Below are 21,567 nucleotides of genomic sequence, written 5' to 3'. Positions count from 1 at the left end.
CCGGGAAAACAGAGCAATCCCTTTTAGGGACGGAGGGAATTTCCTTCTCCATGCCGAGGCCGCCTGCCAATTTTTTGTCTATTGACACTCAGCGGCGCCCGCCCTATATTTTCTCATGATGTTCATCAGAACGGCACTCCTTTTTCCTCTTCTCTTTCTCTCACTTTCAGCATCTTCCGTCATGGCGGCGACTCCCTGGGCATCCGACAGGAACTGGGAACTCGTTTTTGAAGACGACTTTGACGGCTCATCTCTGAACGAACATAACTGGAGCCGCATTGATTACGTAGGCTATAACGCCCCGGACTGGCGCAAGTACCAATCCCGGGACGAAAGCCTTGTGGAATTCCGGGAAAAGGACGGCAACTCCGCCATGACCTTGTGGGGAAAATACGGGGACTACACTACTCAAACCAACCAGACCGCACCGGCCAAAACATACGCCTGCGGAGGGGTATATTCCCTGAAAACCTTCTCCTTCCAATATGGCTACGTAGAAGTCCGCGCCAGATTCGATTGCGTGCAGGGCGTCTGGCCGGCCATCTGGATGATGCCCAAATCCGACAGCATCGGCTGGCCTGTCGGAGGGGAAATTGACATCATGGAACACCTGAATTACGAAGGCCGTGTTTACCAGACAATCCACTGGTCGCAAAACGGCGTTCCCAATCAGGATAAATCCCAGGGGGTCACCCCCGGTTGGAACGATGGTGCTGAAAAAGCAAACTGGCATACCTACGGGATGGAATGGACGGAAGAAGGCATCACCTTTTATGTGGATGGAAAAGCAACCGGTTCATTCAAAAAGCCCAATAACGCAAACTGGCCCTTTGACAAGGACGGAAACGAATTCTACCTGATCATCGACCAGCAGATTGGAGGCAACTGGGTGGAAAATGCAGGAGTTAATAAGGGAATCGACCAGAATACGCTGGCCAATTCCGGAGCCGCATTCGACATCGATTATGTCAAAGTCTATTCCTCAAGCATCTACAACCACCTCGTTCCGGAACCCGCTGTGGCTTCTCTGGGCCTGTTTGGAGCAGCCTTGCTGGCGGCTCGCCGCAAAAGAATCTGATCGCCCACACACCTTTTCCTTTTGTTCCTGTTCCTCCCTGCCGCGGGAATAAATCTTCCGCGCCGTCTCCGGTTGCTTCCGGGCTGCTTCCGTAAAGTTTCATCATCGGGCGGAGTATGAAAAGCAAAGCCGCCTCATGCCACGCGTATTTCGCATCATTCGAATCTTCTCTATATATAAAAGCGTCACTTAATGACGATGTCCATCAGTTTCTTGTAACTGTCCACTACGTCATAGACCACATTTCCATTGCTGATAGCCCTGAAATGCTCCCGCGCGCAGTGAATCTTGGACTGCTCAATCAGACGGAGCTGCATAGAGGACATAGAGCCTTTGGTTTCCGCCACGAAGTAAATGTGCTTCACAGTGCCTTCGTAGAATGCAATCGCCCAGTCCGGATTATACTTACCAACAGGAGTGGAAATGTAGAATCCATCCGGCAACTTCACATATACTGCGACATCCTTATTGGTGTCGAGGTCGGTTGCAAAGTCACGCTCGTTGGTAGAGTCGTAAACGATATGGTCATACAGGTGGCGGTTCGCCTTCATTGCGTTCAAGCCCAGCTTGCCCTTGATGGTAGGCTCGGTGAAGATGTCTGTGCCATAACGCTCATCCAGAACATCGTAGGTAATATGCTCAATGACGGCGGTTGCTTTTTCGTCATTGATAAGGGCAGCAGCCTTGATGATGAATTCTTCCGGGTTGTCCTTGAACTGATTGAACACAGACGGCTGAATACCCTTTAGAATGGCAATGACAGCCTTGCGGGTGAGTCCAGTTTCATCTACCAATTTGCCGACCAGGTCATACTTCACATTACTGCTTGCGTGAATGGTTGCACCGTAAGTTCCGGATTCCTCTTTCACAAAGGATGCACCGCTTTCCAGCTCAGCCTTGGACTTAATCTGCTCCATAGCGCCCGTTTCTACCTTAAAGTAAATCTTAGATACACGAAGTTTTCTATCCAACGCATCAATGGACTTACGCACCAGTTCATCTGTATCGAAATCAACCACATAAACGCTCTTGGCATTGATTCTGTTCCACAATGCCTTGAACTCCGGCATTGCGAGTTTGTCCTCGTCCACGGTGAGTTCCACATTATTGCTGCGAGCGTTTTCGGGTTGCATTGCCTTGGCGTCATAGATGGAGTCGATGATACCGATAACGCTTTCGGCAGAACCTGCAACCTCATCCGTCAGCTTGATTTCGCCATTTGCCTTATCTTCGTAATACTTGTCGGTCAGCGAGCCTTGCTTGTCAATGTAGCCTTCCATACGCATACCCAGCCAAATTTCTCTGGCAACATCCTCAGTGATAACATCGGTGCTGCCCTGGGCATCGGTAATAGTCCTGCCCATAAAGAGTTCCGGCGTAACTGCCTTTGGACGGTTTGCAACGGCATCAGCAAGTTCGGACTGAAGTCCCTTTGCGAAACTGTCATAGCTTTCGCTGGCGATAACGGTCAACACATTGATGTTGTGAACATCGTTTCCGAGAACGCCGGAATCCATACGCTCACCGTCCTGGTTTACGCACAGACGCAGACCACGACCAACTTCCTGGCGTTTTCTCACATCAGAGCCGGACTGTTTCAGCGTACAGATCTGGAATACATTCGGGTTATCCCAACCTTCACGCAGAGCGGAGTGAGAGAAAATAAAACGCACAGGCGAACGCTTCGGATTGCGGTCAAGGAGCAGTTCCTTGTTTTTCATAATCAAATCGTAAGCGTCAATATCGTCCGAGGTGGTTTCCTTCTTTGCCAACTTACAGTCTATCATCTTGCCTTTCTTGTCCACGGAGAAGTAACCTGCGTGGGTTGCGGAAGGCTTGATGGAATTCAAATACTTAATGTATTCGTCCTCGCCGATGACAGACTGGAGGTTTCCGATAATATCGGTGTATTCCTCCTCAAACATTTTTGCGTAGATGCCGTTACCAGACTGTCCGGCTGCATCGTACACCTTGTACTTGGCAACCTCGTCAATGAAGAACAGGGACAGCACCTTGATGCCCTTATAGAACAACTGGCGCTCACGCTGAATGTGAGAGAGGATGGTTTCACGAATCTGAATACGGCGAAGCTGGTTTTCATCCACCTTGCCGATAACATCACCTGCGTACAGCTTGATGCCGTTGAGGAACTCAATGGAGTCGTCTCTGCCGTCAATGTGCTTAACGACAAAATTGTTCTTGTATTCCTCCATGTGGCCGGAATGATCGTAAAGATTAAATCCCTCTGCTACAGTACGGCTTACTTTACGGATACCGCTTGCGCCCTTCATATCGAACTGAATGGTTGCGGTAGGGTCCTTCTTGGAAAGGTTGATGCTTTCCAGATAAACATAGCCGTCTGTAGCAGTACTGCCCGTTTCGGTAATACCCTTAACGGCTATCTTCTTAACAAGTCGCTTATTGTACGCCTCCATCGCGTCCAGACGGTAAATCATGTTGTAGATGCTGTCTGATTTGTGGGTTGCGGAGTAGCGGAGGGTAAACAGCGGGCAGAATTCCTTCAAACGCTCCCTGGTCTGTTTGCCTTCAACGGACTGCGGCTCGTCAATAATCAGAATCGGGTTGGTCTTGGCAATCATATCAATCGGACGGCGGGAACGGAACTCGTCCAGTTTCATGTAAATTCTTCTGACATCCTTGCCCCTGGCGTTGAATGCCTGGGAATTGATAATCATGACATTGATGGAACTGTCGGAGGCGAAGCGATCAATCTCCGTCAGCTGGGCGGAGTTATAAACAAAAAATCGTACTTTCTTGCCGTATTCCTCGGCAAAATGCTCCTGGGTCATCTGGAAAGATTTATAGACACCCTCGCGGATAGCCACGCTGGGCACAACCACAATGAACTTGCTCCAGCCGTAGCACCTGTTCAGTTCATACATGGTTTTGATATAGGTATACGTCTTGCCCACTCCCGTTTCCATTTCAATCGTCAGATTGAACCGCCCCTCCAGCTTCAGCGAAGGCGCAATCTGATGCGCACTCTGAATCGTCTGAATATGCCCCAGAATCACCTCATCGGACAGCTCCGGCACCAGTTTTTGATTGCTCCAGCCCGTGAAATTCCTGTCCTCCTCCAGTCCCATCTGATAAGCCCCGTCCCCCCTGTCCATCATATAGGTCGGCGTCAGATACGGCTGACCCGCGAACACATCCACCACCGCCTTGGCCGCATCTTCCTGAAACTGCTGGTGCTTGAATTGCAGTTTCATGATGGCTCGCCTCCGTCTTCCTCGGATAATTGTTCCTCAAGAAGTTTTTTTTCAAATTGGCTAAACACTGTTTCGCCAATTTGAATCGTGGAATACATATGTTCTGTTTTCCGGATTTCGTTTTTATCCATTTTGAAACCTCCTTCCTTAGATAACCTTCACCCTTGTATCCGGAGCCAAGAGCTTGAACACCTCCGTCACATTGATTTTGGCGGGGCTGTCCTGAAAACAGGAATCACGAAACACGGCGCAGAGGGGCTTCATCCCGGCTATGCCGCGGATAATAGACTCCGGCACCCTGTCCGCGAAGCAGGCAAGCAGCGGGACGCGCGTGTGTGTGGGTGTATATAAATGATTATCAATCATTTGATAATTATCCTCATAAAAAAACATACCGTCTTTGCAGCCACGATATTCTTCAGCGTCCATTCCGTAGGCATGCACATCCACCCCATCTATCTGGAACACCGTCATTCTTTCTGAAAGCGGCAACCCCCATTCCAGCAGGCAGCCGAACAGCAAATCAAGGTCAGTACGGTCTTCCTTGATGTTGGATTCCAGACCGGACAGCATCCCCTGGTCATACTCGGCAGGGGAATAGTACACATCCTTCATGTTGCTGTCATCCAGCTTGAATACACGGAAACCATAATCAATATCCGCACCTGTTTCCTCCTTGATTTTCTTTCCGGCGCGGCGAATGCGCTCCTTGCCGATTTCGCAGATGTTCTTGTAACCCGCTTGGAAAGCCTCGCTCTTTTTGTCGCAGGGTTCGGGCAACTGCACCATGATAAACTTGCGGTGTCCGCCGTCCTCGGCGTTGAGCTGCATCACCGCATGGGCGGTAGTGGCAGAGCCGGAGAAGAAGTCCATAACAATTCCGTCCTTACTTCCTGCTAATTGAATCAATTTAACAAGAAGCCCAACAGGTTTAGGATTACTAAACAAGATTTTCCCATCAAACATCTTCTTCAGAAGTTGTGTGCCATTGGTTGTGGTTTCAACATCATCCCACCATGTTTTTGCTACCTTGCCTCTTTCCTCAGCCTCCCACTTGAACCTCTTCCTTTGAGGACCACCATCTCCTGTTTTTCCGAAAACTATCCTATTATCTTTTACCAATTCCAAGTAGTGTTCATAATCGTTTTTCCAACTACAGTCAGGATTTGGTTTATAGACAACCCCTGTATTGGGATTAACGATTTCGTACTGTTGATTGGGTCTCCACCCACCAACTTGAAACGGATCAGCTTTCCAAGATCCTCTGGGATCGTTATCTGGATTTTCAAATCCCTCGCCATCATCTGGCAGCCTAAATTCAGAACGATTCTCCACGAAATACTGCATCCTTTTAAAGTACACAAGGTTATATGTATGGGACACAGAGATTAGCGCCGTATTAGTTACCGATTTTGTGGAATTCCATACGATATCACCCAGATAATTATCTGCTCCAAAGAGTTCATCAAGCATACTCTTTAAATTATGGAACTCCGCATCGCTTATACTTACAACTAATACGCCATCTACTGACAAAAGATTTCTTGCAAGCAAAAATCTTTCGTACATCATAGAGCACCAGTCTGAGTGGAATCGCGGATTACTACTGTTATTCTCGTGAAACAGCTTGTTTTTATCTTGGTCTCTTATACCAATTCCCGTCTCATATTCATCTTCATCCATAGTGAAAGAATCATTATAAACAAAGCTGTCTGAACCCGTGTTATACGGCGGGTCGATATAAATCATCTTGACCTTACCAAGGTAGCTTTCCTGCAAGAGTTTCAGAACTTCCAGGTTGTCGCCCTCAATATAGAGGTTTTCGGTAGTATCCCAATTCACGCTGTCCTCTTTGCAAGGGCGAAGGGTCTTGCGGATAGGCTTGTTGGCTTCCACAATAGCCGCCTTTTTGCCCACCCAGGTAAACTCGTATACCTCATCGCCCTCTACCACATCTCCCGAAAGCATCTGACGGAGCAGGTCAAAGTTGATGGCTTTCTTCATCTTGCCGTTCTCATCCACGGTCTCGGTGATACAGTTCGGGAACAACGCCCCAATCTTTTCTATGTTCTGAGCCGTCATATCAATCGACTCCATTCTCATTTTTTCCATTACAGAATTTCCTCCCATTCTTTGCTGAGTTTCTTGAGCAGGGCATTCAGTTCCATCTGCCTGTTGAGCTGTTTTTCTCTTTTGATTTTCTTTTGCAATTTCGCAATCTGCATTTGAAGAGCCTGCCGTTTTTCATCCCTCGCTATGGACTCCTTGAGGCTTTCCCCGGCTTCGGCGGCAGCGAGGGCGTCTCCGGCAATCTGACGGACAAAGTTTTCATACACACTGTCAACGGACAAACCTTCCAATTTCAACGGGAGGGCATCCTCGTCCATCCATTCAGTGGAATAGTAGCGGTTTACCTTGAAGGCTGTGTTGCCGCCGGATTCTTCCTTATAGCCGATAACGGCTTTGTACTTGCCCTCGTATTCCAGCATGAAGAGAATGTGGTACGGTATTTCTTTGTCCATCTGCCGCAAAAAGCTGTCGTCAAGCGTCTGACTGTTCAGCTTGACCTCAAAGACCACCAATTCCGTCACGGCGGCGCCGGGGGCTAAGTTCATGGTGGCGGCGGCAATCTTGTTCCTCCAGCAGATGGCCTTTACCTGTTCTATGAATACCTTTTTCCAAGCCGGGGTCACGGCAAGGTTGTCATAGAATTTCTGTTTGGGAATTCGTTTGTTGAACTCCGTTGATTTGGGTAATCCGAGCATCGCCTGATCTCCTTTACTTCACCGCCAGAAAGCATATCAGTTCAAAGTCGTCCAGTCCAGACACGGCAGACATCAGGGCGGAAGTACCGCCTGCGGAGAACAGGCTGTCGACATCGCTTTCTTCCTTGGCGTCAATAATGGAGCGGATGGCTTCGCTTAACAGTTCAGAGAGTTCTGCCATGTTCCTGCCGTCATCGGTTTCCGCATTGAATTGACGGCAGAGGTCATGGACGGGTTCGTTCTTGCCACGGCAAAGGAGGCGCACATCGTCCAGCAGTTTTTTGGGGTTCAGATAATCACCGATGATGTCACCGTCCATACCGATATAAACCATGTAGAACGGATGGATGCGGTTCTGATTGTCGATGTTGACGCTCTTATTGATATTCTTCAGTACGAAGATGACGCCTTTCGGCAATTCCTCAGCAGCAGGAACAACAGCGTGAAGACCACGAGGCTTGTTATCCATATTGCCGTGGGTCTTCACATACTCAAGCAGGTCAAGGCGGAATTCATTCAATCCCAAGTCCATAATGGAGATGCCCTCGGACATGTCCTCAATATCGACCACTTCCTCTTGGAGCCGTTTGAGCTGCTGTTTTCTGTATTCCAGGTCGCCCTTTTCCTCCTCGTTGATGAGGTCATCGTCACCTGTGGAGGTCATCACCGTAATTTTCATGCGGGTTTCGACTCTCGATCTCAGATTGATGTAATCATCAAGCGTGAGGTCGGGCCAGAAGTTTACAAGCTGAATGTAATTGTTGCGGCTGCCGATACGGTCGATACGCCCGAAACGCTGGATGATGCGTACAGGGTTCCAGTGAATGTCGTAGTTTATCAGATAATCGCAGTCCTGCAGGTTCTGACCTTCGGAGATACAGTCGGTAGCAATCAGGATATCGATTTCCGCCTTGCTGCCGGGCATCAGAACATTCCGTCCCTTGGAAACCGGGGAGAAGCAGGTCAGAACATTGTTGAGGGTTGCCTTAAAGCCTTTGATGGTTGTCTTGCCATCAATGCTGCCCGTGATAACGGCAGTATCCAGTCCGTATTTCTTCTTTACATAGGCGCTGACATTCTCATAGAGGTATTCTGCCGTGTCGGAGAATGCGGAGAAAATGATCACCTTCTTATTATCGGGGTTAATCGGATTCTCAATCTTGTGGGACAGCAGAGATAGGAGATCCTGCAGCTTGCCGTCATGCTCCGGCGTAATGTCTGCCACCATAAGGGTCAGCAGTTCCAACACTTCTGCGTCCTGCTGAAGTTCGGTGCGCCAGGTTTTGTAGTCCATATCGGCAAGGTCGATTTTTACCTCCCTGCCCACGGAGAAGTAATCGGTGTTGCCATCGTCCATGTCGAACTCAGACTCCTGAGCTTCGTACATGGCGATGTCAGCGGTGCCGTATTTCTCAAAGCGGTTGATTGCCTCAATGGTGCTGTCGATGAGTCCTTTGATACGGGTAAGTGTCAACTGGAAGGAATAAACGGAACTTTCCAGCCGTTTCAAAAGGTTGATGCTCATCAAACGGCGAATACCTTGTTCACGTCCGTCCTGGGTGAGGTTTTCCCCCTTGTTGTGAGTCAATTCCGCATATTTTTGAATCTTACTTGGAAAGATGTAATGGGATGGAGTGTAGATAGACAGACACAACAGCATCAGTTGGGCATAAATTTCATCATAGTTGATAGCACGCTTCAAATCGGTGAGGCATGGCCGCCTGGAAACTGGCGGCAGCCTTTCCGGGAACTTTCCGATTTCTGCGGAGTTGTAATATTTTTCAATGTGCTTTCTGGATCTGGCGATGGTAACGCTGTCCAGAACTTCAAAGAAGTCAAAATCAAGGGTGCGGAGCAGCGCGTCTGTGGAGCGTTCCTCTGCGGGGAGTTTACCCCAGGCATTGAACGCCTTTTGCGCCTGCTTGAAAATATCCTCAATAGATTTCCTGGTGTTCAGCTTGGAATTGATATTCTCGGAGTCGCCCTCATAGGCAATGGCAAGCTGATTTTTTAAGTCCACAAAGCGGTTGTTGACCGGAGTAGCGGAAAGCATCAGTACTTTGGTTTTTACGCCGGAGCGGATAACCTTGTCCATCAACTTTACATAGCGGTTCTCCACAGTGTTGCTGTGTGTGCCGATGCCGTTTCGGAAGTTGTGGCTTTCATCAATAACAACCAGGTCATAGTTACCCCAATTCAGGCGGTCCAGGTCAAGACCGTTGGAAGTGCCGTGACTACGAGAAAGGTCTGTGTGGAACAGAACATCGTAATTCAAGCGATCAGAGGCAATGGGGTTATTCACATAGTTATCTTTATATGTATTCCAGTTCTCGGCCAGTTTTTTCGGGCAAAGAACAAGAACGGACCTGTTTCTATTTTCATAGTATTTCACAACAGCCAACGCTGTGAATGTTTTGCCAAGACCAACGCTGTCTGCCAAAATGCAGCCGTTGTATTTTTCCAGTTTGTTGATGATGGCGAGAACGGCATCACGCTGGAAGTCATACAGCATGGACCAAATCTTGCTCTCCTTGAATCCGGTAGCCTCATTCGGCAGTTCATCCTCGGAAATATCATCCAGGAATTCACTGAATACATGGTACAGAGTCATGAAGTAGATGAATTCCGGAGCGTTCTCGTTATAGGCACTACTGATGTTTTCGATGATTTCCTCGGTAACATCCTGCATCTTGGACTTGTCGTTCCACAAGGACTCAAACAACTGCATATACTGTGTGGAGAACGGCGCCTCCATGCGGTTTACCATGTTGTAGCTGTTGTTACCACGCTCACAGCCAATGTCAACGGTAGTGAAACCGCCCAACGGCATATAGGCAACCTGCTCCGCAGGAGCGTTAATCGTCATAAAGCCACCCATGTTTTCGCCTGTGATATTGGATTTGAAGGTTGCCTTCTTACGAATCCAATCAGCACATTCTCTTGCGATGGCTTTCTGTGTCATTTCGTTGCGGAGCTTGATTTCGAATTCCGTACCGTACAAACTGGTCTCACGGGAGAGCCTTGGGATATAGAATTCACGCTTTGCCCTGGAAGCCTTCTCTGTAGTAAAAGTCGGAGAGGTAAAAATGAAGCGGAACTCATCAACAGAATCAAGCTGCTTTTTCAGTTCTTTATAGGCATACATAGAGAAGCAGGCGGCCGCTACAGAAACCCTGCTGCCCCTGGAAATGGTAGTGAGCATATCATCTCTTACAATCTCCCGTATATTGTCATAAATTTTCATTGATTGACTTTCTTTCTGGGATGATATCATCCTTGACGTTCACATCAATACTCCAGAACTGGAGATGAAGGCAGATGTTCTCCACCTCCGCCCTTTTCTTCCAGACGGCACAGGGCCTCCGCACGGCGGAGGCAGGAATCCCACAGGGAAGCCTTTTCCGGAAACGGGAAACACAGGGAGTCGCTCAGCTTTTCCACCCGTTTGAAAGAATCCTCCCGGTCATAGGCGTTCAAACCTTCCAGACGTGAAGCCAGCCCATCCAGCCAGGGAAAAGGGTCATGGCAAATCAGGGGAAGATCGCATCCGGCCCGCAGGGACAGGAAAGCGGCGTCATCCGGTGAATACTGCGCCGTAATCGCCCCCATGCACAAATCATCCGTAAACACCACGCCCCGGAAACCGAGGCGGTCGCGCAGAAGCCCCCTGATCACCCGTTCGGACAAGGTGGCGGGATAATCGGGATCAATCTGAGGCAGCATGATATGGGCGGACATAATGGAGGACAATGCCGGACACAGAGCCAGAAAAGGCAGCAAATCCGTCTTGAACAGCTCCCGTTCATCCAGGTCAACCACGGGAAGGCTGAAATGGGGATCCGCCAGGGCACGGCCCATGCCGGGAAAATGTTTGCCGCAGCTCTGCACGCCGCCCCGGCGCAGGTTGGAGGCATAAACGCCGCCGCGTGAAATGACGTCCTGCGCATTATCTCCCCAGCAGCGGCCGGGAAGCGCGTTGGCCGCGGACGGATCATGGCAGATATCCAGCACCGGGGCAAAATTCAGGTTCACCCCCAGGTAGCGGAGAGCCAGAGCCGTCACCGCGGCCAGTTCCACCATGCCGCCAACCGAACCGAGCCGGGCCAGTGAAGCCGGGGAGGGCAGATTCAGGCCCAGGGAAGCGGTGCGCACCACCCGGCCTCCCTCCTGGTCCACGGCAATGACAGGATGGTGGAGGCAAAGTTTCCGCAGTGTCTCCGTCAGCCCGCGCACCTGCTCCACGGAATCAATATTCCTGGAAAACAGAATAAAACCCGCCGGCTGCCAACGCCGGATGGCAGCCTCTTCCTCCGCGCCCACTTCATGGCCGCTTATGCCGATCAGGGCCGGGAGCATGAACGGAAAAGGATTAACGGCCCAACAGGGAAGTCCTGGTGTACAGCGGGTAAACGGGAATGCCGCGTTCCTCAATCGCCTGGCGTCCGCCTTCCTCGCGGTCCAGCAGCACCAGGGCGGCGGCAACCCTGCCCCCTTCCGCCTCAATGGCATCAATAGCCTTCAATGTGGAGCCGCCCGTCGTGATGACGTCATCCACCACGACCACGGTATCCCCGGCCTGGAAATTGCCTTCAATGCGGCGGCCGCGTCCATGGTCCTTCGGCTCCTTGCGCACGGTGAACACCTGAAGCTTCTTTTCCGCCCCTTCCAGAGCGCTGGTCATGCCGACGGCCAGGGAAATAGGGTCCGCCCCCATGGTCATGCCGCCGATGGCAGCCACCTCCGGGAAACGGGGCAGAATATCCTCCTTCACCAGCTTCCAGCCCAGAGCGCCCACCAGGGTGGCCCCTACGGGGTCCAGGGCTGTCATGCGGCAGTCCACATACAAGTCGGACACCTTGCCGGAAGCCAGCGTAAAGGTTCCCGTACGCACGGATTTTTCCAGAAGAATGCTTTTAAGAAGATCGTATTGTTCGCTCATGAAAATAGGGATGAATGAAGTGGTCCGCCGTATATAACAGATACCCTTGGAATAAGCAACGGATAACAGCATGCAAATCTTGACAAAAAGGAGGACAGGCCCCATAACCTGCCTGTCATTTTCCCGTTCCCATGAAATCCGGCATATTGACGCTAGTTTCTATCAGTTCCGCTCTTGTTTCCTGCACATCGTACGAGAGGCCCCCGCTGTTTGACCAAATCGCCGGGAAAATCCAGGGCGTGTCCGGGCGGGACGATTACCTGTCCGGGGTGGGCTCTACCTCCGGCGTCAACACGGACCTGCCTCCGGAAGCCCGTTTGGGCCAGGGATATTGGGACCTGCCGGCGGGCACCCAGGGGGAAAAGCACATCATCATTGACCTCAAGCAGCAGAAAGTCTTCTACTACGTGGGAACCACGCTCGTGGGCGTTTCCCCCATGTCTTCCGGCAAGGAAGGCTACGGCACTCCCAGGGGAACGTACAAAATCATCCAGAAAGACGCCAACTACAAATCCGGCACCTACGGCGTTCTGCGCAGCAAGGCTACCGGAGCCGTCGTCAACGGGGATTACAACGCCAGGTCTGGCGGAGCGCCGGCAGGCACCTACTTCGACCCCGCCCCCATGCCCTACTGGATGCGGATTACGGGGGGCTACGGCATGCACGTGGGGTTTGTCACCGGATATCCGGTCAGCCACGGATGCGTGCGCCTGCCGGAGGACATGGCCAAGACATTCTTTGAGCATACCCCCGTCGGCACCAGGGTCACCATCCGTTAGCCGCTTCCCGTGCGGCGTCGCGCCGCAGGAAGGCCCTGTTCTTACGGGACCCGGCATGTTTCGTATTCCCGCCGTCCGGAAGCTTCCCGGGGTGGTAGCCTCCCCCGTCTCATGGCGCAGCTTCCTCACTCCGGCATTGACAAACGGCCTCGAACCTTTTTGAATATACGGGATCTTTGACCTCTTGATTCGTCATGACAATCCCTCCTCCCCCTGCCCTCCCGCCACATTTCAACATAGGCGGCTACAGCATCACGGCGCTTGTAGAAAGCGGCCCGGACTATCATCTGTACCAGGCTCTTTCCCCGGAAGGCCATACGGTCCTGATACGCGAATTCTGCCCACGGGGCCTCGTCACGCGCGATCTGGCCAGCGGGGAACTGTCTGTCTCTCCGGGATATGAAGCCCAATACTCCCAGGCCTGGGAAGCTTTTGAAACCCAATACGCAGCCAATGCGCAAGGCAAATTCGGAGGGTTAGGCACCGTCCTGTTTCTTTACCCGTTTTCTCCGGCGCAGCCCCAGCCGGCTGTAGCGCATGCCCAGGCTCTCCGCCCCGCCCAAAAACCTCAGCAACCGCAACTGCGGAAACCCGTAGCCGGCGCCCCCATCCCCGGAGCTCCGCTGCCGCGGGTAAAGCGCTCCGGAGGGTTCCCGGTCATCACAGTGATTGTGACCGGGATGCTCGCCCTCTTTGGATTTCTGGGCTACCAGATACTCAAGGATAAAAAGGAACCCGTCGCCAAATCCGTTACTGTGCCGGTAGCGGCTCCGCCCAAGCCCAAACCCAAGCCCGCTCCTCCTGCTCCGGAGCCCGTGGTGGTCGCTCCCGAACCGGAACCCGTAGTGGTCGCCCCCGAACCTGAACCGGAACCCGAACCGGAACCGTCTGCTCCCGACCTTTCCCCCTCCCCGGAAGTCATTGCCATGGAAAAGGCTTTACGGGAGGAAGCTATCGCGTCCAAGGGGAAATTTTCTGAAAAACTGCTGAACAAATATCCCCATTACGCGGAAGCCTACGTGCGCGACTACGTAAAAAAACGCGGAGGCAGTTTTTCTCCGGATTTTGAAAAATGGCTGAAAAACACGAAAAACAACCGTGAAGTCTTCGCCATGTTCTTCCCGCCGGACCCCAGCGTCGCCACCAATGTGGCGTTCATGATTGATGAACTGGGCCTGGAAATGACGGAAAAATATGACCAGCTCGTTCTGGCGTTCGCGGTAGGACGCCGCGAATTCGGCATGGGGGCCTTCGACCTCACCCATCAGGGCCGCTACGTTGACGCCCTGGGCAAGCTGGAAGGCCTCAGATCCTCCGGAGTCATGCCCCCGCCAGCGGACCTGTACTGCGCCGGGAAACCGCCCGTCAACTGGTATGGGAACGCCCCCCGCACCGTGGATGAGGAATGCTACAAAAAGGTGGAAGCTTATCTGGACCGCAAAAAAATCACCCCCAAGCAGGCCTGGCTCAAAAAATACCCCACCGTATCGGAAATCGGGGATTCCGCCATTACGGAAGACAACCTGGCCGGATTTCTGCATGAATACATGTACCGCCACGGCCAGCTGAGGCGCAAGAGGGACCCCTTCCCCACCCCGGTGGAATTCTTCTCCTACCTGGTGGATAAATATGAACATTGCGGCGATTTGCGCGACGTGGACCGCAAGCGTGTGGAATGGACCGGCGTTTCCCTGGAAGGAACGCCCTGGCCGGCCATGATGGCCCTTTCGGAAACGCGCCCCCTGCGTGAGTGCGACAGCGTGTGGGAACGCTACATGGGCCAGCGTGGGCCGACCCGCCTGTGGCTGTACGGCCCCTACCGGTCGGATGACGATAAAGAGCCGCCCATCCTGTTCAGCTTTGACCCGGATCCGGAATGGTCCCGGGAATCCAACGAACGCAAGCTTCATGAAGGCGGCGTGTGCGGCACCATGTCCCTTATCTCCCGCAATTCCCAGATCGCCCGCGGCATCCCCGCCGCCCCCGCCGGACAACCCGGCCACGGCAACCTGATGACCACCCACTTCACCGGCAACGGCTGCTGGCTGAGCGTGGGACAGAGCGTGGACACCCTGAAAGCCACCACGGGATTCTGGTACTTCCGGGATTCCAGCGCGCCGCGCACCGGCAATGCGGAATACCATTCCGGACTGGCCCTGTCCATGAACCTCGACTATGAAAAGTTCATTGACAGCCGCTTCGCCATGAACATTTACAAACTGGCGGGCGCCGGCTCCTCCCCGGAAGAGGCGGCCGACCCCTCCGGCACGCTTCCCAAGGCATTCACGCAGACCGCCATGAGAACTGTGCTCAAAGCCAACCCGTTCTATACGGAAGCCTGGTACACCCTCTTCAAGCAGGAGCCCCAGGACCTCATGGGAGCCACCAAGATGGTGGATGAAGTGAGGGAGGCCCTGCCGGACGGCATGGGCATCAGGAAACTCTGGAAAACGCGCAAATACGTTCCCTCCGTAGGCCGTGGCGACAAAAACGGCAAAGACATGCTGGCCAACCACACCAAGGAATACGTCAACGTACTCTGCTCCGTGATTCTTGAAAACGCTCTGAAGCAGGAATATGATTACAAAACCTTCCAGTGGACCGAACTCATGTCCTGGCTCAAATCCGAATCCAAGCGCAACTCCTACCCGGAACCCCAGGCCGCCTATCAGATCGCGTACGCCAAGGCGCAGGGCACGGACAGGCTTAAAAGGACGGTGGACAGAGGGTTCAAGAAGGCCGCCAGCTTCTACCGGGATGAAAACAATGCGCTGAACGCGCCCAAGGATGTGGACCAGGAAGAAATGTCCTTCTCCCTGGACGCCCTGTGCCAGGCCCTGCCCAAGGAAGAACTGATACCGTGGATGAAAAACATGGTGGACACCTGCCCGGACGGCTTCAAGTATAAGCCCAAGAATAAAAAGGAAACGAAAATCCACCCCTTCTACGACACCCTGACGAAAAACTACATGTCCCTGGCTGACGAATCGGAAAAATCCCGCGTCAAGACGGAGATGAAAGACGCTTCCGACAGGATTCTGGAGCTTTCCCAGAAAAAGAAGGGAGACGGGGAATCATCCTCCGGACGCCGCCGGAGACGCTAATCCCCCCGCCGCCCCAGTTGCACCTTTACGTCCACATTCCCTTCTGTCACCGCATCTGTCCGTACTGTGCCTTCTTCAAGCACACCCCAGCGTCCACGGACATGAAACTTTTCATCCGTGCGCTGGGGCGGGAAGCGGAATCCCGCGCCGCGGCCCTGTCCATGAGCCGCGGAGGGGAAACAGCCACCCTTTACTTTGGAGGGGGGACGCCCTCCATGCTCTCGGACACGCATCTGGGGCGTCTCATGGAAACCCTGGACCGTCTCGTGCCCGTGGACAGGCTGGATGAATTCTCCTTTGAGGCCAACCCCGCCACCTTTACGGAAAAAAAAGTGCGCTTCTGGCGCAGCCTGGGCATGAACCGGGTTTCCCTGGGCGTGCAGTCCCTGGATTCCGGCATCCTGCGTCTGCTGGGGCGCGAACATACCCCGTCCCAGGCGCTGCGCTCCGTGGAAATGCTGAAAAATGCGGGAATGCCCCATATCAACATGGATCTCATGTTCGCCATTCCGGGGCAAACCCTCTCCATATGGGAAGCCACCCTGAAAGAGGCTGTCCGCGCCGGCACGGACCATATCTCCGCCTACAACCTCACCTATGAAGAAGACACGGAATTCTTCCGGAGCCTGCTTCGGGGGGAAAAAAGGCAGGATCCGGATGAAGACGCCGCCTTCTTTGAACTGGCGGAACATGTGCTGGAGGCGGCGGGCATGCGCCACTATGAAACGTCCAACTACGCCCGGGAAGGCTGCCAATCCCCTCACAATATGGCCTACTGGAAGGGAGAGGACTATGTGGGCATAGGCCCCGGCGCGGTCAGCACCATCAACGGCATGCGGTACTCCAACACACGGGACACGGACGCCTACATACGCAGCACGCTGGAAAACGGCCTCCCCCTTTCCGAACAGGAACCCGTCACCGCGGAAGACTACCGCCTGGAACGCATTGCCCTGATGCTCCGGACGGATGAAGGATTGCCGCTGAAATACATTCTGCCGGAATCCCGCCCTCTGCTGGAACAATACCGGGAACTGGGCCTGGCGGACATTTCACCGGAACAAAGGCTCATCCTGAAAGGCCGCGGCCGCCTGCTCGTGGACGCCATCGCGGCGGAACTGTGCTGAAAGCAAATTTTCCCTCCTTTAGAGTTTAGCTGCATCCGGAATCCGGCAGGGACCGGGCGCAGAAACAGCCGGGCACGGGCCATCTACAGACATCCCTGTGGAACGTAATACACAATAACAGCCGCGTATTTAATCAATCTGGAACTGGTGCGCCATTTTTTTCAACCACCAGTCCCGGTGCCGCATTTCATCCCTGCTGCGTTCCAGTTCCCGGAGTTCGCTGCCCCGCAGCCCTCCCTTCATGTACCGTTCATCCAGCTTGCGCGCCTCCATCCGCGTATCCTTCCTCAGGGCCTTGTAAAACTGGGCCCCCGTTACCAGGCCGCCGGCGGCTCCGCTCCGGCCCACCAGATTCATGTAAAGTTTCCTCAACCTGTTGTAATCCTCCACCACCCGGTTGTATTGCAAGGCGGCGTACTGGTAGCGTTCCTTCCAGTCCTCCGCCCCCGGATTGATTAGCCGGTCCTCTACGGAGCCGGGTTCCGGCGCGGGTTCGGGAGGAACCTGGCCGCCGGAAGGCAGCGGCGTAAGCGGCGGAGGCTGGGGAACGGGCCTGCGGCTTGTCCTGGGGACACCGCCGACCGTCACGGAAAGGGGAGACCGTTCCTTCAGCAGGGCATCCACGCGCGCCTGCTCCAGCGTTTCCAGCAGATGGGCGCGCTCTTTCTGCAGGGAGGCATTAGAATCACGCTCTTCAGAAAGGGATTGTTTCAGCGACCGCATGCCGCCGGACATTTCCGAGTAAACCAGCGCATACGCCCCAATGCACCCCAGCAGAAAACCCAGGCCCAGCAAGATTCCCCTTTCCCTCCACGGTCCGGGACTGCGTTCCGGAGCCGGTTCCGGAACATCCGGCTCCGGCCCATGGGAAACAGTCAGGTAGTGTTCCAGGGGGCCCTCGTCAGGCATGGGCTGATTCAGGGTTGGGACGGGAGAAACGTCGGTTCAGGCCTGTTCCGGACGGATGCAGTCCGCGCCGAAATACGGCACAAGCGCTTCCGGAATCCGTATGGAGCCGTCCGGCTGCTGGTAGGTTTCCAGAAGGGCCACGTACAGCCGCGGCAGAGCCGTTCCGGAACCGTTCAGGGTGTGGCAGAACTGGTTCCTGCCGTCGGCATCCTTGTAACGCAGACGCATGCGGCGCGCCTGGTAGTCCGTAAAGCAGGAGCAGGAGGAAACTTCCAGATACTGACCCTGTCCCGGAGCCCATACTTCAATATCATACGTCTTGGCGGAGGAAAAGCCGAGGTCGCCCGTGCAAAGTTCAATCACGCGGTAGTGAAGCCCCAGCTTCTGAAGAATGGATTCCGCATGGCCGCGGAGCACTTCCAGCTCCCGGAAAGAGTCTTCCGGCTTCAAAATCTGCACCAGTTCCACCTTGTCAAACTGGTGGACGCGGATCATGCCGCGGTTGATGCGGCCGGCGCTTCCGGCTTCCCGGCGGAAGCAGGGCGTGTACGCGGCCATCTTGATGGGCAGGTCGCTTTCCTGTAAAATGGTATCCCGGTACAGGTTGGTGACCGGAACTTCCGCCGTGGGGATCAGGAACATCTGCTGGTCTTCCGTGCCGTACATGTCTTCCTCAAATTTGGGAAGCTGGCCGGTGCCTTCCATGCACTCCCTCTTCACCACAAACGGAACGCCCACTTCCTGATAACCGTTTTCCACGGTCTGCGTATTCAGCAGGAAGTTGATCAGGGCGCGTTCCAGACGGGCGCCCGCCCCGCGGTACACCACAAAACCGGAGCCCGTAATCCGCGCGCCGTCTTCAAAGGAAATCATGCCCAGATTCGCGGCCAGTTCCACATGGTCCTTCGGGTTTTCAATAGCGGGCTTTTCTCCCCACAGCTTGATTTCCGGGTTGGCCGTTTCATCCGCGCCCACAGGGCATTCCAGATGCGGCAGGTTGGGAATGTTCATCAGCAGGGAGTTGAGCTGGGCCGCATTTTCCTCCGCGACACGGTCCAGTTCCCGGATGCGGTCCCCGATTTCGCGCACGCGCGCTTCAATGGAGGACGTGTCTTCCCCCTTCTTTTTGAGCATGCCGATCTGCTTGGAGGTGGCATTGCGCTCGGACTGCAAGGCCTGCTTTTCCGTTTCGGCATTGCGGCGCGCCTCATCGCAGGCCAGAACGTCATCAACAAGCTTCCACGCGTCGCCGCTGCGGGGCTTTAACCGCGCTTTCACTTCTTCCGGATTTTCTCGTATTACACGGATGTCGAGCATAACGCGCACAGATTGCACTCCATCCCCCCGCCACGCAAGCCAAATGAACGGCCCTTCATGGAAAAACTGCACATGCCATAACGTGCCTTTGGGGTCGGAGCGCCGCGGTTATTGTGGAAAATTCAGATGAAAGGCATCAAGATTGCCGTCATCTGTGACTGGCCGGAAAACTCTTCTTCCCTTCCCAAGCCGCCGTTTTTGAAAAACGGCGGCTTTTTTACGCCATCTTTCCCCGTAAGAAAAACTTCCCGGACCTGCCCCCGCTGCCGCTCCAAGGATTCCTCGGAATACATCAACCGGGCAGAGGGGCGGGGCAGGTTCACCTGCCCCAGCGTTCCGTAATGCCGCCGTAAGAGTCTATGCGGCGGTCGCGGAAGAAGGGCCAGATGCGGCGGTGGTCTTCCAGCGCGTCCAGATCCAGGTCCGCGTACAGGATGGTTTCATCGCTGACGGGGGCCTTCGCGATTACCTGTCCATAATAGTCCGCCACAAAGGACTGCCCCCAGAATTCGCTTTCCCCTTCCGTCCCCACGCGGTTGACGGCGCAGACGTAGCAGCCGTTGGCCACGGCGTGGCCGCGCTGCACGGTTTCCCAAGCGCAGTGCTGCTGTTCCCCCAGCAGGGGCTTTTCCTCCGGCAGCCAGCCGATGGCCGTGGGGTAGAAAATGATTTCCGCCCCCTGCATGGCCGTCAGACGGGCGGCTTCCGGGTACCACTGGTCCCAGCAGATGAGCACGCCGATGCGGCCGAATCTGGTGTCGAACGCCTTGTAGCCCAGGTCGCCGGGGGTGAAGTAGAATTTTTCTTCAAAGCCGGGGTCCTGCGGAATGTGCATTTTGCGGTACATGCCCAGAAACGAGCCGTCCGCATCCACCACCCAGGCGGTATTATGGTAAAGCCCGGTAGCGCGCTTTTCAAAGCCGGAGGCCACAATCACCACGCCCAGTTCCGCCGCCAGTTTCCGGTGGGCTTCCGTCAATTCCCCGGGAACAGGTTCCGCCAGGTTAAATAAATCGCATTCCTCCGTCCTGCAAAAGTATTCCGTAGTAAAAAGTTCCTGGGTGCAAACGATCTGCGCGCCGTTGGCGGCGGCTTCACGGATGGCGGCTTCCGTCTTCTCCTTGTTTACGGAAGGCCGGGCATCTGCGGACAGTTGAATGAGTGCAATTTTCGGCATGCCCCTTCCTTACCCCGTTTCCCTGCCCATTCCAAGCAGGGAAAATGAACGCGGCGCGATTATTTGGTGGAAAACGGCCCGGAAAGTGCTATGAAATTGCAATATGGAACCCGCCACCCCCACTCTGCCCGACGACGACGTAGCCGCCATTGACCGCCTCGGCGCCATTTACAAGGAGCTTTCCTCGGAATTGAGCAAAATGATCATTGGCCAGCAGCGCGTCGTGGAGCTGCTGAGCATCGCCCTGTTTTCCCGCGGCCATGCCCTCCTGATGGGCGTTCCGGGCCTGGCGAAGACGCTGCTGGTCAGCTCCGTGGCAAAAACGCTGGACCTCAGTTTCAACCGCATCCAGTTCACGCCGGACCTGATGCCCGCGGACATTACCGGCACGGACATCATTCAGGACGATTCCGCCGGCGGCAAGCGCCAGTTCGAGTTCATCAAGGGCCCCGTGTTCGCCAACATCGTGCTGGCGGACGAAATCAACCGCGCCCCCGCCAAAACCCAGTCCGCCCTGCTGGAGGCCATGCAGGAGCGCCGCGTCACCGTCATGGGCCGCACCTTCACCCTGCTGCCTCCCTTCTTCGTGCTCGCCACCCAGAACCCCATTGAGCAGGAAGGCACCTACCCCCTGCCGGAAGCCCAGCTGGACCGCTTCATGTTCCTGATTGAAGTGGATTACCCCACGGAAGAGGAGGAAATGCGCATCGCCCGGGAAACCACCGGAACCAGGAGCGAGGAGCTCAGGCACATCCTTTCCGGGGAGGAAATCCTCTTTTACCAGGATCTGGTGCGTCGCGTTCCCGTTCCGGAGCATATTTACGAGTATGCCGTGAAACTGGTGCGCGCCACCCGCCCCACCCTGGCAACTTCCCCGGAATGGGTAAAGCAGTATGTGGCCTGGGGCGCAGGCCCCCGCGCCGTCCAGTTCCTGATTCTCGGGGCCAAGACCCGCGCCGCTCTCCAGGGCAGCTACATCGTCCGCAGGGAAGACATAGACGCCATTGTGGAACCCGTGCTGATGCACCGCGTGGTCACCAACTTCGCCGCGGAATCCCAGGGCATCACGCCCCGTAAGGCCGTGGCGCGCCTGGCGGCGGAAATCTGACCGCCGTCCCGGCATCCTCCATTCCCTTTCC

At 54.4% G+C, this 21,567-nt stretch carries 15 protein-coding genes; 5 read left to right on the top strand and 10 right to left on the bottom strand.

What is annotated here, in order from left to right; translation table 11 throughout:
• Positions 1–181: 181 nt before the first annotated feature.
• Positions 182–1,078 carry a glycoside hydrolase family 16 protein gene (locus tag B3075_RS05690; RefSeq protein WP_179219194.1) on the top strand — a complete coding sequence of 299 codons (897 nt, stop codon included), beginning with the start codon at positions 182–184 and terminating at the stop codon, positions 1,076–1,078.
• A gap of 185 nt (positions 1,079–1,263) precedes the next feature.
• Here the strand turns inward: B3075_RS05690 and B3075_RS05685 are convergent, their stop codons facing one another.
• Genes B3075_RS05685 through pyrE form a run of 7 tightly spaced genes read right to left on the bottom strand, consistent with a single transcriptional unit; the run spans position 1,264 to position 12,015 of the window.
• A complete protein-coding gene (locus B3075_RS05685) occupies positions 1,264–4,311 on the bottom strand; it encodes a type III restriction-modification system endonuclease (RefSeq protein WP_046435149.1) in 3,048 nt (1,015 codons plus the stop codon).
• A complete protein-coding gene (locus B3075_RS05680; RefSeq protein WP_290488562.1) occupies positions 4,308–4,442 on the bottom strand; it encodes a hypothetical protein in 135 nt (44 codons plus the stop codon). Before B3075_RS05680 ends, B3075_RS05685 begins: the two co-directional genes overlap by 4 nt.
• A gap of 16 nt (positions 4,443–4,458) precedes the next feature.
• Positions 4,459–6,423, bottom strand: coding sequence for a site-specific DNA-methyltransferase (locus B3075_RS05675; RefSeq protein ID WP_414631728.1), 1,965 nt, complete (start codon positions 6,421–6,423; stop codon positions 4,459–4,461).
• On the bottom strand, positions 6,423–7,076 hold the full coding sequence (locus B3075_RS05670) for a DUF4391 domain-containing protein (protein WP_046435146.1): 654 nt from the start codon (positions 7,074–7,076) through the stop codon (positions 6,423–6,425). Before B3075_RS05670 ends, B3075_RS05675 begins: the two co-directional genes overlap by 1 nt.
• 13 nt (positions 7,077–7,089) lie before the next feature.
• A complete protein-coding gene (locus B3075_RS05665; RefSeq protein WP_343125177.1) occupies positions 7,090–10,320 on the bottom strand; it encodes a helicase-related protein in 3,231 nt (1,076 codons plus the stop codon).
• A 44-nt stretch (positions 10,321–10,364) separates the two neighbouring features.
• Positions 10,365–11,432, bottom strand: coding sequence for a beta-N-acetylhexosaminidase (nagZ, locus tag B3075_RS05660; RefSeq protein ID WP_290488565.1), 1,068 nt, complete (start codon positions 11,430–11,432; stop codon positions 10,365–10,367).
• A gap of 13 nt (positions 11,433–11,445) precedes the next feature.
• Positions 11,446–12,015 carry an orotate phosphoribosyltransferase gene (gene pyrE, locus B3075_RS05655; RefSeq protein WP_022197655.1) on the bottom strand — a complete coding sequence of 190 codons (570 nt, stop codon included), beginning with the start codon at positions 12,013–12,015 and terminating at the stop codon, positions 11,446–11,448.
• 131 nt (positions 12,016–12,146) lie between these two features.
• Between pyrE and B3075_RS05650 the strand changes: the two genes are divergently transcribed.
• From B3075_RS05650 to hemW, 3 genes are all read left to right on the top strand, one after another.
• The gene (locus B3075_RS05650; protein ID WP_290488566.1) at positions 12,147–12,794 is read left to right on the top strand and encodes a L,D-transpeptidase; all 648 of its coding nucleotides are present in this window, start codon (positions 12,147–12,149) and stop codon (positions 12,792–12,794) included.
• Positions 12,795–12,988: 194 nt separating this feature from the next.
• A complete protein-coding gene (locus tag B3075_RS05645) occupies positions 12,989–15,898 on the top strand; it encodes a hypothetical protein (RefSeq protein WP_290488567.1) in 2,910 nt (969 codons plus the stop codon).
• Positions 15,899–15,915: 17 nt separating this feature from the next.
• On the top strand, positions 15,916–17,025 hold the full coding sequence (hemW, locus tag B3075_RS05640) for a radical SAM family heme chaperone HemW (protein ID WP_290488568.1): 1,110 nt from the start codon (positions 15,916–15,918) through the stop codon (positions 17,023–17,025).
• 129 nt (positions 17,026–17,154) lie between these two features.
• Here the strand turns inward: hemW and B3075_RS05635 are convergent, their stop codons facing one another.
• The 3 genes from B3075_RS05635 to B3075_RS05625 form a co-directional block, all read right to left on the bottom strand.
• A complete protein-coding gene (locus B3075_RS05635; RefSeq protein ID WP_290488569.1) occupies positions 17,155–17,934 on the bottom strand; it encodes a hypothetical protein in 780 nt (259 codons plus the stop codon).
• Between the two features lie 36 nt (positions 17,935–17,970).
• A complete protein-coding gene (serS, locus tag B3075_RS05630) occupies positions 17,971–19,251 on the bottom strand; it encodes a serine--tRNA ligase (protein ID WP_094136181.1) in 1,281 nt (426 codons plus the stop codon).
• 319 nt (positions 19,252–19,570) lie between these two features.
• Positions 19,571–20,428, bottom strand: coding sequence for a carbon-nitrogen hydrolase (locus tag B3075_RS05625; protein ID WP_290488570.1), 858 nt, complete (start codon positions 20,426–20,428; stop codon positions 19,571–19,573).
• Positions 20,429–20,531: 103 nt separating this feature from the next.
• On the opposite strand from B3075_RS05625, the gene B3075_RS05620 reads away from it, so the two are divergent.
• Positions 20,532–21,536 carry an AAA family ATPase gene (locus B3075_RS05620; protein WP_094136184.1) on the top strand — a complete coding sequence of 335 codons (1,005 nt, stop codon included), beginning with the start codon at positions 20,532–20,534 and terminating at the stop codon, positions 21,534–21,536.
• Positions 21,537–21,567: the final 31 nt, after the last annotated feature.

The organism is Akkermansia sp. UBA7090 (assembly GCF_002493465.1).
GTDB lineage: Bacteria > Verrucomicrobiota > Verrucomicrobiia > Verrucomicrobiales > Akkermansiaceae > Akkermansia > Akkermansia muciniphila_A.
Note: the sequence above shows the minus strand (reverse complement) of the source record. Positions and strands in the feature narration are given on the sequence as shown.

Bases quoted from the DNA above. Each gene is read 5' to 3' on its own strand.
- B3075_RS05670 (WP_046435146.1), bottom strand. From the start codon at position 7,076: ATGCTCGGATTACCCAAATCAACGGAGTTCAACAAACGAATTCCCAAA.
- B3075_RS05685 (WP_046435149.1), bottom strand. From the start codon at position 4,311: ATGAAACTGCAATTCAAGCACCAGCAGTTTCAGGAAGATGCGGCCAAG.
- B3075_RS05675 (WP_414631728.1), bottom strand. From the start codon at position 6,423: ATGGAAAAAATGAGAATGGAGTCGATTGATATGACGGCTCAGAACATA.
- serS (WP_094136181.1), bottom strand. From the start codon at position 19,251: ATGCTCGACATCCGTGTAATACGAGAAAATCCGGAAGAAGTGAAAGCG.
- nagZ (WP_290488565.1), bottom strand. From the start codon at position 11,432: ATGCTCCCGGCCCTGATCGGCATAAGCGGCCATGAAGTGGGCGCGGAG.
- pyrE (WP_022197655.1), bottom strand. From the start codon at position 12,015: ATGAGCGAACAATACGATCTTCTTAAAAGCATTCTTCTGGAAAAATCC.
- B3075_RS05690 (WP_179219194.1), top strand. From the start codon at position 182: ATGGCGGCGACTCCCTGGGCATCCGACAGGAACTGGGAACTCGTTTTT.
- B3075_RS05650 (WP_290488566.1), top strand. From the start codon at position 12,147: ATGAAATCCGGCATATTGACGCTAGTTTCTATCAGTTCCGCTCTTGTT.
- B3075_RS05625 (WP_290488570.1), bottom strand. From the start codon at position 20,428: ATGCCGAAAATTGCACTCATTCAACTGTCCGCAGATGCCCGGCCTTCC.
- B3075_RS05680 (WP_290488562.1), bottom strand. From the start codon at position 4,442: ATGGATAAAAACGAAATCCGGAAAACAGAACATATGTATTCCACGATT.
- B3075_RS05645 (WP_290488567.1), top strand. From the start codon at position 12,989: ATGACAATCCCTCCTCCCCCTGCCCTCCCGCCACATTTCAACATAGGC.
- B3075_RS05665 (WP_343125177.1), bottom strand. From the start codon at position 10,320: ATGAAAATTTATGACAATATACGGGAGATTGTAAGAGATGATATGCTC.
- B3075_RS05620 (WP_094136184.1), top strand. From the start codon at position 20,532: ATGGAACCCGCCACCCCCACTCTGCCCGACGACGACGTAGCCGCCATT.
- B3075_RS05635 (WP_290488569.1), bottom strand. From the start codon at position 17,934: ATGCCTGACGAGGGCCCCCTGGAACACTACCTGACTGTTTCCCATGGG.